At 62.6% G+C, this 14,268-nt stretch carries 14 protein-coding genes; 8 read left to right on the top strand and 6 right to left on the bottom strand.

Annotated elements, in window-relative coordinates; genetic code table 11:
• Nucleotides 1-5 precede the first annotated feature (5 nt).
• Nucleotides 6-857, top strand: coding sequence for an SDR family oxidoreductase (locus SSPSH_RS07795; RefSeq protein WP_006913943.1), 852 nt, complete (start codon nucleotides 6-8; stop codon nucleotides 855-857).
• On the opposite strand, the gene SSPSH_RS07790 is transcribed toward SSPSH_RS07795, so the two are convergent.
• Nucleotides 854-1,333: a hypothetical protein gene (locus SSPSH_RS07790; RefSeq protein ID WP_006912200.1), complete on the bottom strand. Its 480-nt coding sequence runs from the start codon at nucleotides 1,331-1,333 to the stop codon at nucleotides 854-856. The genes SSPSH_RS07795 and SSPSH_RS07790 overlap by 4 nt on opposite strands.
• A gap of 180 nt (nucleotides 1,334-1,513) precedes the next feature.
• On the opposite strand from SSPSH_RS07790, the gene SSPSH_RS07785 reads away from it, so the two are divergent.
• Nucleotides 1,514-1,789, top strand: coding sequence for an HD-GYP domain-containing protein (locus SSPSH_RS07785; protein ID WP_006912199.1), 276 nt, complete (start codon nucleotides 1,514-1,516; stop codon nucleotides 1,787-1,789).
• On the opposite strand, the gene SSPSH_RS07780 is transcribed toward SSPSH_RS07785, so the two are convergent.
• From SSPSH_RS07780 to SSPSH_RS07760, 5 genes are all read right to left on the bottom strand, one after another.
• A complete protein-coding gene (locus SSPSH_RS07780; protein WP_021031577.1) occupies nucleotides 1,759-4,851 on the bottom strand; it encodes an efflux RND transporter permease subunit in 3,093 nt (1,030 codons plus the stop codon). The two genes, SSPSH_RS07785 and SSPSH_RS07780, sit on opposite strands and share 31 nt — an antisense overlap.
• The gene (locus SSPSH_RS07775; protein ID WP_006912197.1) at nucleotides 4,848-6,233 is read right to left on the bottom strand and encodes an efflux RND transporter periplasmic adaptor subunit; all 1,386 of its coding nucleotides are present in this window, start codon (nucleotides 6,231-6,233) and stop codon (nucleotides 4,848-4,850) included. Before SSPSH_RS07775 ends, SSPSH_RS07780 begins: the two co-directional genes overlap by 4 nt.
• On the bottom strand, nucleotides 6,230-7,081 hold the full coding sequence (locus SSPSH_RS07770; RefSeq protein ID WP_021031576.1) for a TolC family protein: 852 nt from the start codon (nucleotides 7,079-7,081) through the stop codon (nucleotides 6,230-6,232). The genes SSPSH_RS07775 and SSPSH_RS07770 overlap by 4 nt, the downstream gene beginning before the upstream one ends.
• Nucleotides 7,069-7,719 carry a TolC family protein gene (locus SSPSH_RS07765; protein ID WP_040607764.1) on the bottom strand — a complete coding sequence of 217 codons (651 nt, stop codon included), beginning with the start codon at nucleotides 7,717-7,719 and terminating at the stop codon, nucleotides 7,069-7,071. Before SSPSH_RS07765 ends, SSPSH_RS07770 begins: the two co-directional genes overlap by 13 nt.
• 115 nt (nucleotides 7,720-7,834) lie before the next feature.
• Entirely contained in the window at nucleotides 7,835-8,374 is a 540-nt protein-coding gene (locus SSPSH_RS07760; protein ID WP_006912196.1) for an EF-hand domain-containing protein, read from the bottom strand.
• Nucleotides 8,375-8,584: 210 nt separating this feature from the next.
• Here SSPSH_RS07760 and SSPSH_RS07755 point away from each other — a divergent pair, with 210 nt between their 5' ends.
• The 6 genes from SSPSH_RS07755 (at nucleotide 8,585) to SSPSH_RS07730 (ending at nucleotide 14,241) form a co-directional block, all read left to right on the top strand.
• On the top strand, nucleotides 8,585-9,307 hold the full coding sequence (locus tag SSPSH_RS07755) for a response regulator (protein ID WP_006913942.1): 723 nt from the start codon (nucleotides 8,585-8,587) through the stop codon (nucleotides 9,305-9,307).
• Nucleotides 9,307-10,644 carry an ATP-binding protein gene (locus tag SSPSH_RS07750; protein ID WP_021031574.1) on the top strand — a complete coding sequence of 446 codons (1,338 nt, stop codon included), beginning with the start codon at nucleotides 9,307-9,309 and terminating at the stop codon, nucleotides 10,642-10,644. The genes SSPSH_RS07755 and SSPSH_RS07750 overlap by 1 nt, the downstream gene beginning before the upstream one ends.
• A gap of 84 nt (nucleotides 10,645-10,728) precedes the next feature.
• Nucleotides 10,729-11,478 carry a phosphatase PAP2 family protein gene (locus tag SSPSH_RS07745; protein ID WP_006912193.1) on the top strand — a complete coding sequence of 250 codons (750 nt, stop codon included), beginning with the start codon at nucleotides 10,729-10,731 and terminating at the stop codon, nucleotides 11,476-11,478.
• Nucleotides 11,479-11,552: 74 nt separating this feature from the next.
• The gene (locus SSPSH_RS07740) at nucleotides 11,553-12,236 is read left to right on the top strand and encodes a type 1 glutamine amidotransferase domain-containing protein (protein WP_006912192.1); all 684 of its coding nucleotides are present in this window, start codon (nucleotides 11,553-11,555) and stop codon (nucleotides 12,234-12,236) included.
• 27 nt (nucleotides 12,237-12,263) lie between these two features.
• Complete coding sequence (locus tag SSPSH_RS07735) at nucleotides 12,264-12,740, top strand: GNAT family N-acetyltransferase (RefSeq protein WP_006912191.1); 477 nt, start codon at nucleotides 12,264-12,266, stop codon at nucleotides 12,738-12,740.
• 16 nt (nucleotides 12,741-12,756) lie between these two features.
• Nucleotides 12,757-14,241 carry a RimK family protein gene (locus tag SSPSH_RS07730; protein WP_006912190.1) on the top strand — a complete coding sequence of 495 codons (1,485 nt, stop codon included), beginning with the start codon at nucleotides 12,757-12,759 and terminating at the stop codon, nucleotides 14,239-14,241.
• Nucleotides 14,242-14,268: the final 27 nt, after the last annotated feature.

The following is a 14,268-nucleotide window of genomic DNA, read 5'->3' as shown; positions in this document are numbered from 1 at the left end:
TTGCCGTGCATAGCCTGATCATTGGCTGCGGCGACACCGGCGTGCGCGTTGCCGCGCGCGCGGTGGCAGCCGGCGATACGGTTACCGGTGTCGTGCGCAGCGAGCCCAGCGCGGCCAAGGTGCGCGCCGTGGGCGCACATGCGTTGAGAGTCGATCTCGATGCCGACGTGTTGGATCTGCCCGCCTGCGACCGGTTGTTCTACTTTGCGCCGCCGCAGCGCGAAGGCGATACCGATACGCGCATGGCGCGCGTACTACACGCGATCGATAGCGTGCCGACCTATACGGTCTATATCAGTACCAGCGGCGTTTATGGCGATTGTGGCGATGCCTGGGTCGACGAAACACGACCGGTGAACGCCGAGAGCGAACGCGCGAAGCGTCGCGTCGATGCCGAACGCCAGATGCTCGAATTTTCCCCGCAGGCGAGGGTGTTGCGTGCGCCCGGTATATACGGTCCGAACCGGTTGCCCGTAGAGCGGGTGCAGGAAGGCACGCCGATTCTGAACGATACAGACGGCGGTTGGAGCAACCGTATTCATATCGACGACCTGGCCACGATCGCCTGGCTGGCGGGTACCCAGGCGTTAACGCATAACATCTATAACGCCAGCGACGGCCACCCGACGGGGCTGGGTGTGTATTACGATATGCTCGCCGATATGCTCGGTGTCTCGCCGCCGCCGCGCATCTCCTGGGCCGAGGCTGAGCAACGATTTTCCGCGATGCGGCTGTCGTTTTTGCGAGAGTCCCGTCGCTTGAGCAACCAGCGCCTGCGCGACGATATGGGTTATGAACTCGCGTTCGCAGATTTTCACGACGGCCTGGCAGCGAGTCTCAAGGCCGAGCCAGACTAGCCGCCTGCGCCGATCCGTGGCACCTGCAGGTCGTTGCGGTCCAGACCGGCCTCAAAGCGCGAGATGGTCGTATCCAGACAGTTTGCGCCCGTGAGTGCGAACACGACATGGCCGTTCAGATTCTCAATCACGGCCGCGTTATACAGAAAGCTGGGCATGCCATCCTGGCAGTTGCCGATCCGGTCTTCCGAAAGCGTAAGTCGATATTTGGCCTGCCGGGCCAAACCATTATAAGCCCGGTTTTGCTCAAGTGCGTTCGCGTCGTACGACATCAGCGCCCAACCGCGCGCGCGCAGACTGGCACGAAGGCGTTCGAGAAGCAGCCCGTCGCCAGCCGGAACCGCGACCGCTCGCGAGGCGCCGTTGTCAGCCGGCGGTAATGGCGCCCCGGCACAAGCGCTGAGCATGCCGTAGAGCGTAATCGCCAGGGCGATCGACGGAATCTTGCGTAGCGTCATCGGTTTCTGCACGGACATGGGACTACAGGATACCCGCTGCTCGTCGATGGGCGAAGTCGTTAAGGCGTTACAGAGGCGGCGTAATCCACATCGTCGGTAGCAAGCCGGTCATTAACCCCCAGGTGGGTCGAATCGCTCACTCCGGGCGCGTGGCAACGTTCGTGGAATTGCTTTATCGCACGACGGTTGCAAGCGTACTTGTCCGGCACCGATATTCCCGAGAGTGCGCGCTTGACCGCGGTGGCCGATGTTTTCGACGCACTGACCATGACCCGGCCTTACAAGCCTGCCTGGTCGATCGATGACGCGGTGCGCACGATAGTCGCCGAATCGGGCAGCCATTTCGAGCCCCGCTTGGTTGAGCTGTTTATGGATATCATGCCGACCATCCGCCAGATCAAGCAGGAATGTGATCAGCGCGAAAACGATGAACGAAATACGCGTCAGCTCGAGCTTCGACGCCCCAGCGCGTAGCGAATGTCCTCGACGATCACATAAAAACACGGCACGAGCACCAACGTGATCGCCGTGGCGAACAGGATGCCGAATCCCAGCGAGATCGCCATTGGTATCATGAAACGCGCCTGTAGCGATGTCTCAAAGATCATCGGCGCCAGGCCGCCGAAGGTGGTGAGCGTCGTCAGCAGGATCGGGCGAAAACGGCGTACGGCCGCTAGGCGAACGGCGTTCGCCGGACTTTCGCCTTCGTTACGCAGCGTGTTCGCGTAGTGAATCAGCACCAGCGAATCGTTGACCACCACGCCGGCAAGCGCGAGTACGCCCATGAGGCTGATCACCGATAGCGAGTAGCCCATGATCTCGTGGCCGAGAATGGCGCCGACCACGGCGAATGGGATCGCGATCATCACGATGATCGGCTGCAGATAGCTTGCGAACGGAATCGCCAGCAGCATGTAGATGCCGGCCATCGAGAACACGAAGCCGACGAACAATGCGTGTAGCGAGTCGGCAGTATCTTCCTGACGGCCCGAGTAGCCGTAGGTCAGGCCGGGGTAATCGGCGGCGAGCTGGGGTAACGTCTCGGCGTTGAGGGTCTGCGTTATGCGACTGGTGGCATCGAACGGCGTGACGTTGGCCGTGACTTCGATACTGCGCCGGCCGTCGCGCCGGGTGATCTGAGTGTAAGCTCGGGTGTAATCGATATCCGCGATCTGGGACAGCGGCACATAGGTGTTATCCGGCGTCCGAATGAGCAGATTGCGGATCGACGCGGCACTATCGCGCTCGGACTCGGGCAAGGTCACCATGATCTTGACTTCATTGCGCCCCTGTAGCTGGCGCAGTGCCTCAGCGCCGTAGAACGAGGCACGAACCTGGGCGCCGACGTTGGCGTTGCTTAGCCCGAGCGAGCGACCTGCATCGTTGAGCGTGAAACTGATCTGATTCTTGCCTTCGGCTACGCCGCTATCGATATCGTTGGTACCCGCGAATTCGCCCAGCTGTGCGGCGAGTGCCTCGGCGGCGCGATCGAGCGTGTCGGTATCGCGATGCGATAGCTCCACGGTAATCGCCTTGCCGGCGCCGGGCCCGCCTGCATCGGACTGAAACTGGGCCGACTGAAGGCCGGCTACATCGCCGAGCTGTTTACGCCAAGCGGTAATGAAGGCCGAGGTGCTGATCGGGCGCACGTCCGACGGTTGCAGATAGACTCGCATCTCGACCACGTTTTCTTCGATAGTGGCGAATACGCCGGTCGCCAGATCGTCACCACCATTTTCGGCAATAACCTTCTCGGCGGCGGTTTCAAGCCGGTTACGCGTGGCCTGTACGCGATCCATCGGACTGCCATAGGGGAGGGTCAGCGTGGCCTGTGCCCGGTCGGACTCCACCTTGGGCATGAGCGCGAAGCCCATGCGCCCGGAAAACGCCCAGGCCAGTACGATGAGCAACACCGTCACGCCGAGCGCCGAGGTCAGATAGCGGTGTACCACCAGCCGGGAGGCAAACGGCGCATAGTAATTGCTCACGAAACGCGAAAAGGCGCGCGAGAAGCCCTGCTGCCGCGCGTGGATCGCAGCCGACAGTCGGTTGCGCTTGTGTTTGCGTTCGTGGGCCAAATGGGCCGGCATGATGAACAAGGCCTCGACCCAGGACACCAGGAATACAGTGATCACCACTAGAGGAATCACACCGAAGAGCTTGCCGAGAAAACCTGGCACCAGCAGTAGCGGCAAAAACGCCACGACGTTGGTGAGAATAGAAAACGAGATCGGCATGGCCACATCGCGCGCGCCGGCGATCGCGGCCTGCATGACGCTGGCACCGCGTTCGCGGTGCTCGTAGATGTTTTCGCCGGCGACGATCGCATCGTCGACCACAATGCCCAGGGCAATGATGAAGGCGAACATGGAGATCATGTTGATGGTCACGCCCATCAGCGGCAGAAACAGGAACGCGCCGAGAAACGCGGTGGGAATGCCCATCGTCACCCAGAACGCGAGTCGGATTTCCAGGAACAGGCTGAGCACGGCCAGCACCAGCACGAGCCCCATGAAGGCGTTCTTGAGGAGTAGTTCGAGGCGCTGCTGGTAGATTTCCGAGCTGTCGCCGTTGATCGCATAGTGCAACGAGGGCGGCAGGTCGTTTTCGAGTTCGGCCATGACCTTGCGCGTGGCCTGGGACACCGAAATGGGCGTCTGCTTGCCGACGCGATAGATGCCGATGCCGATCGAGCGCGCGCCGTCGTAGGTGGCTTCGGTCTTGCTGTCCTCGAAGCCGTTCTCGACAGTGGTTACATCGCCCAGCCGCACGACGGCGCCTTCAGGCGTGGTCAGCAGCGGTATGCGCTCGAATTCGCTCGCGGCATCACGCCGGCCCTTGAGTCGCAACAGCACTTCGCCGGCGGCGGTATCCGCGCTGCCGCCGGCCACGTCCACGGCCGAGGCGGCTACGGTGTCCGCAACATCGTTGAGGGTGAGCCCGAAGCTGCGCAGGCGTTCCTGCGAAATGGCGATACGAATGACGTAGTCGCGGGCGCCTTCGAGCTCGACCTGGGTAATGTCCGCCGACTGGAGTAAGCGATCACGGACTTCCTCGGCATAGGAACGCAGTGCGTTCTCGCTGACGTCGCCATAGAGCTGGATATCGAGTACATCGCGCTGATGATCCGAAAGCGAGATCACCGGTTTTTCGGCATCGTCCGGAAAGGTCGTGATCTGACTCACGGCCTGTTGCACATCCTGGAAAACGGCCTGGCCATCGGCCGATTCGGACAGCTCCAGCGTGACAGTAGCGCCGCCTTCGGCCGCACTCGCGGTCATCTCATCGATGCCCGATACGTCGCGCACCTTCTCTTCGATGGCGAGCACGATGTTCTGTTCGACCTGCTCTGGGGTGGCGCCCGGGTAGGAGACCGATACCGTCACCATGTCGAGGCTGAACTCGGGAAAGACTTCCTGCTTGATGAGCGTGGTCATTAACAGGCCGCCGGCCAGTAGCACCAGCATCAACAGATTCGGCGTGACCCGGTTGGCGACCATCCAGTCCATCGGGCCGCGGCGGGGTGTTTCGCTCACGAATTCGGCTCCCTTTTCGCCGTGGCCAGGGCGGGTTGCGCCGATACCGTAGTAGTCGAACCGGCGGCGAGACTATCCGGTGGGCCGCTCAGGCGCAGGCCGAGTTTGCCGCTGTCGCGTACCAATGCTGCAGGTTCCGGTTGCTCGGCGTCGGCTGGGTTATCGCTCGCTGGGCTATCGCCTGTCGCGGGTTCGGCGGTGCTCGAATCGACCCGTATGGGCATGCCCTGAATCGGCGCGGTCAGCTCGCTGGTGATGACGGCATCGCCGGGTTCGAGGCCGGCTGAAATTACGGTCTGCGTGGCATCGCGATAGAGGATATCGACACTGCGGATATCCAGCCGGTTGTCGTCGGTCATCACCCAGACGTTGTTGTTTTCGTGCACGAACGCCGAATCGATGAGCACGCTGTTGCCGGGCAGGCGCGCTTCGAGCGCGGCCCGCACATAGGCACCAATGAGAAGCCGCGTGTCTGCCGGGGTGTTGTCACCAAGCGGATCAGGCACTTGCAGCAACACTCGCGCCATGCGCCCAGAGGTTTCGAGCGCCGGCTGGATACGCAGGACCTCGGCGGGCAGGAACGCATCGGCGCCCCAGCCGTCGGGGTAATAGATCTGTGCCGATGTGCCGGCGCGCTGGCCGTCGGCCGCATGAATGAAGCGCAGCTGATCGACCGGCACGGCCACGTCGACCCAGTAGGTGTCGGTCGCGGCCAGCGTTGCAATCGTGTCGCTGGTGCTCACGACATCGCCGATCGAGGCACTGCGTTCGGTAACGATACCGGCAAACGGCGCACGTACCTTCGTGCGTTCCAGGTCGAGCTGTGCCTGTGCGACCGCCGTACGGGCGGCTTCGACATCGGCCTGGGCCTGTTCGAGTTGCGGACCGCGCAAGGCCAGATCGCGTTCGTCGGCACTCACATCGGCGCCCACCAGAGCCAGCTCACGCTGGGCGACGGCCTGCTGGCCTTTTTCGACGCGCAATGACGCGCGTGCGTTGGCCAGGTCGGTACGCGCGCTGTTGAGCGCGAGCTGATAGTCGGCGTCGTCGATACGCGCCAGCACGTCGGACTTTTCAAAACGTGTGCCGGGGGCGAGTTTATCGGTGAGCGTGACGATCTGGCCGGACACGCGCGGGCGCAGCGTGGTCGAATCCGCGGCCTGTACGGTGCCGTTGGCTGAAAAGTCGAGCGTGGTGGGCGCGGCTTCGGCGGCCGTTACCGTCACCAGCCGTGCCTGGCGTTCGCGCGGTGTGGCCTTGGGCGCGGTCGGGGTGCTTTTCAGGATCAGAAAGGCGATGACCACGCCCACGCACAGCACGAGTGCAGGCAAGGCGATCCAGACCAGTCGAGGCATCGTACGGCGCGGCGACTCAGTGTTCATGGGCGATCTTCGGTTGGTGCGGCGCGCATGGGAACGGGCGGGTTATCGATACCGGCGTCGGGCAGGCTATCGATATCGCCGGCAAGCGCGCGGTAGAGATTGATGCGGTAGTCGAGCAGCTGACGACGGGCGGCGAGATAATCCACCTGCAGGTTCTGACGGGTGAGCAGGGCGTCGAGCACGTCGAGATAGTCCGTCGCGCCGCGCAGATAACGCAGCCGCAGGTTGGCAACGCTTTCGCGCGACAGGCGCAGTTGTTCATCCAGGCGTTGCAGATAGCGCTGCTGGCGGTATTCGTTGGTCAGCGCGTCTTCCGTTTCCTGGAGCGCTTCGAGCATGCTTTGCTGGTAGTCGGCGATTTCTTCGGCAACCACTGCCTCGCTACGATCGACTTCGGCAGCGCGCGATCCGGCGTCGAATATCGGCTGGGTGAGATTGGCGGCCAGTTGGGTGATCCAGTTGGAAAGCAGGTCGCCCGAATCGTTGCTGGCCGACAAGCTCGCCGACAGCGACAACTGTGGGTAACGATCGGCCACGGCGACCGCCACACGACGATCGGCTGCGGCAAGCGAATAGAATTGCTGACGTACATCGGGGCGACGCATGAGTGCGGTCGCCGGCACGCCGGTGTCCGGCAGCGCGGGCAACGTGATCAGATCGCCTTCGGGGATGTCCAGATGGTCGGGCGCAACGCCCACCAGAGTGGCCAATGCGTGTTCGAGCACGGTTTCGCTGGCCCGGGCTTGCTCCAACTGACCGCGCACGGATTCGACCGCCTGGCGTTGGCGCAGTACATCGGCGGCCTGGGCCTGACCGTACTTGAACGAATAAGTGGTCAGATCGAGCACATCGCGATTGGTCTGAATCTGACTTTCGAGCAGCGCGACGCGCGCGCGCGCAGTTCCTGTAGCTGATACCAATTGCTGGCCAGATCGCCGGTGAGTGTGATCGCGGCTGCCTGGTAATCGGCGGCCGTTGCACGCGCATCGAACACCGCGGCACTGCGCGCATTGCGCAACCGGCCCCATACGTCGAGCTCGTAGGCGGCCGAGAACTGCAGCGTTCGAGTCTCGCTCCAGTTCGAACTGTTCTGGTCGACCACGATGCCGTTACTGCCGGCGGTGCTGCCGCTGATGCCGGAGCCACTATTCGAACGCCGGGTGCCGCTTTGTTCAAAGCTGGCATCGACGGTCGGAAACAGGTCGGCGTTGGCGCTGGCGAGTGTGGCACGGGCCTGTTCGATACGGGCATAGGCCGAGGCCAGGGTGAAATTGTTGCCGAGCGCGCGCTCGACAAGCGCGTTGAGTCCGGGGTCGTCGAAGGCGGTCCACCAGCGCGTGTCCACGGCCGATTCACCGCTGGCACCAAAGCGTGCCGGCATTTCGAATGCCGGCTGCGCCAGTTCTTCGAGCGGCGTTGTCGCACAGCCGGCGAACGCCAGACACAGGCAGGCAAGAGCGGCGAAACGCATGGGCGAAGAAAGCATCACGGGTGATGGGTACTCATTTTAACGGCTGTGAAAAAAAACGCCGGCGCGAACGCCGGCGGTGTGGGTGGCCCTGAGCCAGGCCCGCCCTTGTGAAGCGCGAGCGGGAATCGAATTACTGGGGCTGCTCGTCGTGGTCCGGCTTCATGCGATCGTGATGCTTCTGCATGGCCTGATCGAATTCTTCACGCGACACGTTGCCATCGCCGTCACTGTCCATTTTCTTGAACAGGTCGCCGCGCTTGGCGTGATGCTTCGTGCCGTCAGCGTCGCTATCGTGCTTGGTGTCGTCCTTGATGCGCTTGGTGTGGTCGCCATCACGGTTGCCGTGGTGCGGTGGCCGTGCTTCCTTAGCGTCCAGATGGCCGTCATCGTTGGCATCCATGTGTTCGAACATGCGCTCGGCACGTTCCTTGGACTTTGCCATGAATTCGTCCTTGTCGATCTGGCCATCGCCGTTGGTATCGGCCGAGTCGAAGCGAAGTTTGGCCATCGCCTGGCGCATGTTCGAAAGTTCCGACTGGCTCAGGCTGCCGTTGCCATCGGCATCGAGCGCGTCGAACAGCTTGTCGGCATCGTGCATGGGTTTGGCGTGCGCGCTGCCGATGCCGACCAGGCCGGCGGCCAGTGCGGTCATGAGAATGCGGTGTTTCATATATTTCTCCGATGGACATGGATTCGGGCCGGTGTAGCCCTGTCTCGAGAGCTATTAACGCGCAGAAATGTCGTGCAAATCTGTCGGCGCGCCCCGAATTTGTCGCAAAGTGTGTCGCTGCCCCGGTATGGGGGAGATTCGATACAAGGCGGCCGCTAGCGGGCCCGCCGAGCGCGTTATATTGGCGCGGCCATTCGTTCACGAGCCGTCATGGCCGAGCCGCAGCCGCATATTCTCGTTGTCGACGATCATCGCGATATTCGTGATTCGCTCACGCGCTATCTGCGCGATCACGGTTTCCGGACCTCGGCGGCGGCCGACGCGTCGGCCGCACGCCGGCTGGGGCGCGAATCGGCGTTCGATCTGGTGGTGCTGGATATCATGATGCCCGGCGAAGACGGCTTGAGTTTGTGCCGGTGGCTGGGCGAGACCCATGAAATTCCGATCGTACTACTCACGGCAGTAGCCGACGAGACGGATCGCATTATCGGGCTGGAAATGGGCGCGGACGACTATGTCACCAAACCGTTTTCGCCGCGCGAACTGCTCGCGCGTATCCGTGCGGTGCTGCGTCGTGCGACCGCGTTGCCGGCGCAGCGCAACCAGCCCGACAGCAGTGCGGTGCGATTTGATCGCTGGACCTTTCATGCCGCGCAGCAGGAGTTGGTCGACGACGACGGCGTGGCGGTTGCCTTGTCGACTGGCGAATATCGACTGCTGTTGGCGTTCGTGCGTCATCCCAACCACGTGCTCTCGCGCGATCAGCTGCTCGATCTGACTCAGGGTAAGGAAGCCCAGGTCTTTGATCGCAGTATCGACAATCAGGTGAGTCGGCTGCGCCGCAAGATCGAAATCGACCCGGCCAACCCGCGCCTGATATTGACCGTATGGGGCGGTGGTTATCGTTTCGCCGCCGCCTGCGAGGGCACCTGATGCGGATGTGGCCGCGCAGTCTGTCCGGACGGATCGTGGCGCTCACGCTGCTGGCGCTGGTGATTTCGCAACTGGTGAGTTTCTTTTTGTTCATGCACGAGCGCGATCGTTTTCTCGAACGCGTGATCCTCGGCAATATGGCCGACAACGTCGCCGCCGCCATGCGTACGCTCGAATTCGTGCCCGAGGGCGACCGTGCCGAAGCAGTGGCCGCGCTATCGACCCGCGATCTGCGTTATCGCCTGGCCGCCGCGCCAGGGCGCGCGTTCGCAGGCCGGAGTGACGCAGCGAATACGTTTGCGCACGACATGGCCGGCAATATGGGCATCGAGACAACGCGCGTTCGGGTGGCGATCGGCCCTGGCCTGGCACGCGGGCCGAACCGGCGCGCGGGCGATGCCCTGCGTATGGCTGTGCAGATCGATGATGGCGTCTGGTTGCGCGCGCGCCAGATGGTGTTCGACCCAACCCGGCACTGGGCGCGTTCTTCCTTGATGACGTTAGTGGTGAGCGCACTGTTAATGGTCGTCATCGTGGTGCTGACCAGCCGCCGTATCACCGCGCCCTTGCGCGATCTGGCGCGCGCGGCCGAACGCTTTGGCCGCGGCGAAGACGTGGAGCCGTTGCCGGAATATGGTGCCGAGGATATCCGGCGGTCGGTGGCCGCGTTCAATCGCATGCGCGAACGGCTGGCGCGTTTCGTTGCCGATCGCACGCGCATGGTGGCTGCCATCGCCCACGATCTGCGGACGCCGATCACGGCATTGCGGCTACGGCTGGAGTTTTTACCCGACGACGACAACACGCGGTCGATGGCCGCGACGCTGGAAGATATGGCCCGCATGAGCGAGGCCTCGCTGACCTTCATGCGTGAAGAAGCCGCAACCGAGGCCACGCGTAACGTCGATCTGTCGGCATTGGTGGATGCATTGTGCGAGGACTATCGCGCGTCGGGTGCGGCGGTGGTGTTCGAACCGGGTGCACGCCTTGCGCTGGTGTGCCGCCCGGCGGCGATCAGGCGCGCGCTGCGCAATGTCATCGACAACGCGTTGACGTACGGCGAGACCGCACAACTCGCGTTGTTTGACGACGACCAGGCGGTCACGATTCAGGTAATGGACGAGGGTCCGGGCATTGCCGAAGACGAGATGGGGCGCGTGTTCGACCCGTTCGTGCGGCTGGAAACCTCGCGCAGTCGGGATACTGGTGGTACCGGCCTGGGGCTGTCGATCGCACGCTCGGTCGTGCAAGGCCACGGCGGTGAAATCACGCTGTCCAATCGCCCACAGGGCGGGTTGGCCGTCGTTATTCGATTACCGCGGACAGTCGCGCTATAGATGTTATATACACCATATCAATAAAAAGTTAAGACGCCGTTTGTGTGATGTTGCGCGACAGCGAGGTACGCCGCCGTGACTGCCATGAATGAGCCTTATTGGAACCTGCGCGGACTGGTCGTCAGTTATGGCATTGCCGCGCTTCTGGTGTTGTCTTATCTGTGGGCGCCCACGCGTATGCTTTGGGACGGTCTCGACCGTCATATTGCGTTCGGCCTGAACTCTTTGGTGCAGACAAGCTATCCGGAGCAGTTGTTCTGGGCGTTCGCGAACCTGCGAGTGTTCGATTACATCGCTGCGGTCATTCTCCTGGGTGTATTGATCACGTATGTCCTGCGCGGCGACAACGCACCGCGCGAGGTGCGCATCGCCCGCTCCATCGTCGTGGGCGTGCTGTTGATTCTGCTGGTCGCGATCACCCGTGAGTTCTTGTTCAAGGACGTCGCACGGGACAGCCCGTCGCTCGTGCTGGAACCATTCACGATGCTCTCCGAGCACGCCCCGTTCGATGCCAAAGACCATTCGACCCAGAGTTTCCCCGGCGATCACGCCACTGTGGTGGCAACGTTCACCTTCCTGCTCTGGTTCTTTGCGGGACGGCGCTACGGGCTCATCTCGGCCATATTTGCCACGCTTTTCGTATTGCCGCGGCTGGTCAGTGGCGCGCACTGGTTCAGCGACGCGATCATCGGCGGCGTGGTCACCGCGCTCGTCGCGGTGCCTCTGGTCATCTATACGCCGGTCCAGGACATCCTCACACGCATGCTGGTCGACCTGATCAGACGTACCCGGCACAAGGCAAAGATGCATTCGAACCACACGTCGCACGGTTGATGCTGTCGGGCAATTGAATGCGGCATTGGCTGGCCGCATTCTTGTCTGATTGACGTCACGACAATGGATGTTGGATGAAGGTCTTGATGGTACTGACCTCGCACGACCGCCTCGGCGATACCGGTAAACCGACCGGTTTTTGGCTGGAGGAATTTGCAGCGCCTTATTACGTATTCCTCGATGCCGGGGCCGAGATCGTGTTGGCTTCGCCCGCGGGCGGTGCGCCGCCGCTGGATCCGGCCAGCGACAGTGCGGATGCACAGACCGCCGCGACCGAGCGATTCAAGAACGACGCCGATGCGCAGAGCGCACTGGCCGCCACGCGCAAGCTCTCGGACGTGGCCACCGATGGCTTCGATGCGATCTTCTATCCCGGCGGACACGGCCCGCTCTGGGATCTGGCCGAGGATCGTGACTCGATTGCATTGCTCGAACGCCAGTATGCGGCCGGTACGCCGCTCGGGCTGGTCTGCCATGCCCCGGGCGCGCTTCGGCATGCGAAGAACGCAAGCGGCGGGCCACTCGTGCATGGGCTGAAAGTCACCGGCTTCACCAATAGCGAAGAACAGGCGGTGGGCCTGGCCGACGTGGTGCCATTTCGCGTTGAAGACATGCTCACCGCAAACGGCGCGCAGTTTTCCAGCGGCAAGGACTGGGCTTCACATGTCGTTCTGGCTGGTAATCTGGTGACTGGCCAGAACCCGGCGTCGTCCGCGGCCACCGCCCGTATTCTCATTGCGCAATTGCAGCCGAAATAGCCATAGCGCCACGCGTATACTCGGCCGATGCCGGTGACTTCTTCGCCCACGATTCGCTCGGCCGGTCTCGACGACCTGACCGGCGTCCATGCGCTCGAACAGGCGTGTTTCGTCCTCGACGGGCAAAGCCGGCGCAGCCTGCGCCATCTCATCGCCCACGCCCACGGTGATTTCCTGGTGGCGGTCGCCGATGGGGCGATCGTGGGCGACGTGATCGTGCTCTATCGCCGCGGTACGCGCGTGGCCCGGCTGTATTCGATCGCGGTGGGACAGGCGGCACGCGGACAGGGTATGGCACGGCGTCTGCTGGAACAGGCGCACGTTCACGCTGTCGCACAGGGGTGTCGGCTCATGCGGGCCGAGGCGCGGCTTTCGAACGATGCATCGCGCCGCCTGTTTGCCGATGCCGGTTATCGCGAAGTCGCACGGCTTGTCGATTATTATCCGGGCACCGACGGCGGGCATGAAGACGGTGTTCGACTGGAAAAGTATCTCAACAACTAGCGAGTAGAACGCCTTTATGGCCGAGCCGATCGTGGTGGTGGAATCTCTGCGGGACTGGAAAGCGCCCGCGCCGTCGGTGCGCCTGGTGCTCGCCGACGATTATCTGGCCGACCCGGCATTTGCCGAATCCGAGCTACACGTCATCAATCTGTGTCGCAGCACGCGATATCAGAGTTTGGGCTATTACTGCTCGCTGCTGGCTGAGGCGCGGGGCCATCGCGTACTGGCCTCGGTAGCCACGCTGCAGGATCTGTCTCGCAAGATCATCTACGGCAGTGAAATCCCCGCATTGGCACAGTATCTCGACCGCTTGAGCGATGACGAACGCGCGAGCCTGCCTGCGGCGTTCAACGTCTATTTGGGCCAGTGCGAAAACCGGTTGCTTGGGCCATTGGCGCGCCGCTTGTTCGAACAGTTTGCGGTGCCACTGCTGCATGTGGAACTGCGCCGACGCGAGAACAAGGTCTGCGTCGATGGCCTGCGTACGCTTTCGATTCGTTCCCTTGACGCCGAGCAGGCCGTCTTTCTCGATCAGGCGCTGCAGGCACATGTGGCCAAGGGCTGGCGCGGCGCGCGCAAACGCCGTGCGGCTCGTTTCGATGTAGCCATGCTCGTTGACGCGGATGATCCGCAGCCGCCGTCGAACGTGGAAGCGCTCGACAAGTTCGTGGCGGCCGGCAAGCGCCTGGGTCTGGAGGTCGAGATCATCGGCCGGCGCGATTTCGGCCGGCTCGCCGAGTTCGATGCCCTGTTCATTCGCGAAACCACGCGCCTGGCGCATCACACTTATGCTTTTTCTCGGCGCGCCGAGCGCGAAGGTTTGGTGGTGATCGACGATCCGACGTCGATTCTGCGTTGCACGAACAAGGTCTATCTCGCCGAGCTATTGACGCGCTACAAAGTGGCCGCCCCCAAGGCTTGTATCTTTGGCGAACGCGAAGTGAAACGCCTGCCGGAGTTGCTGGGTTTTCCGATGGTGCTCAAGGCCCCGGAAGGCGCGTTCTCGAAAGGCGTATTCAAGGCCAACGATCGCGAAGAACTCGATGCCATCGCCGCACGCCTGCTCGACGACTCCGAACTCGCGCTTGCCCAGGAGTTCATGCCCACCGAGTTCGACTGGCGGGTGGGCGTGCTTGCCGGCAAGCCGTTGTATGTCTGCCAATACGCCATGGCCGGCGGGCACTGGCAGATCGTCAAGCACGAAGACAGCGGCGATTACAGCGAAGGCGATTCGGCCACCCTGGCGGTCGAAGAGGCGCCGCCCGAGGTGGTGGAAACTGCGGTACGCGCGGCCAATCTGATTGGCGACGGCTTGTACGGTGTCGATCTCAAACAGACCGCCGCCGGCATCCGCGTGATTGAAGTCAACGACAACCCGAGCCTGGACGCGGGCATCGAAGACGCCGTGCTGGGCGATGTCCTTTATGACCGCATCATGGGCGAGTTTCTGCATCGGCTGCAGCAGCGCACACGCGCGCGTGTGCGCCGGCGAGCCGGGTAGCCGCAAAAACCAAGGTCGGCGGTGCTT

Source organism: Salinisphaera shabanensis E1L3A, assembly GCF_000215955.2.
GTDB lineage: Bacteria > Pseudomonadota > Gammaproteobacteria > Nevskiales > Salinisphaeraceae > Salinisphaera > Salinisphaera shabanensis.
This window is presented reverse-complemented; position numbering and strand designations above follow the sequence as displayed.

Excerpts from the sequence above, each read along its gene's own strand:
- SSPSH_RS07790 (WP_006912200.1), bottom strand. The coding sequence starts at position 1,333 with ATGTCCGTGCAGAAACCGATGACGCTACGCAAGATTCCGTCGATCGCC.
- SSPSH_RS07745 (WP_006912193.1), top strand. The coding sequence starts at position 10,729 with ATGAATGAGCCTTATTGGAACCTGCGCGGACTGGTCGTCAGTTATGGC.
- SSPSH_RS07755 (WP_006913942.1), top strand. The coding sequence starts at position 8,585 with ATGGCCGAGCCGCAGCCGCATATTCTCGTTGTCGACGATCATCGCGAT.
- SSPSH_RS07760 (WP_006912196.1), bottom strand. The coding sequence starts at position 8,374 with ATGAAACACCGCATTCTCATGACCGCACTGGCCGCCGGCCTGGTCGGC.
- SSPSH_RS07730 (WP_006912190.1), top strand. The coding sequence starts at position 12,757 with ATGGCCGAGCCGATCGTGGTGGTGGAATCTCTGCGGGACTGGAAAGCG.
- SSPSH_RS07750 (WP_021031574.1), top strand. The coding sequence starts at position 9,307 with ATGCGGATGTGGCCGCGCAGTCTGTCCGGACGGATCGTGGCGCTCACG.
- SSPSH_RS07740 (WP_006912192.1), top strand. The coding sequence starts at position 11,553 with ATGAAGGTCTTGATGGTACTGACCTCGCACGACCGCCTCGGCGATACC.
- SSPSH_RS07735 (WP_006912191.1), top strand. The coding sequence starts at position 12,264 with ATGCCGGTGACTTCTTCGCCCACGATTCGCTCGGCCGGTCTCGACGAC.
- SSPSH_RS07775 (WP_006912197.1), bottom strand. The coding sequence starts at position 6,233 with ATGAACACTGAGTCGCCGCGCCGTACGATGCCTCGACTGGTCTGGATC.
- SSPSH_RS07765 (WP_040607764.1), bottom strand. The coding sequence starts at position 7,719 with ATGCTTTCTTCGCCCATGCGTTTCGCCGCTCTTGCCTGCCTGTGTCTG.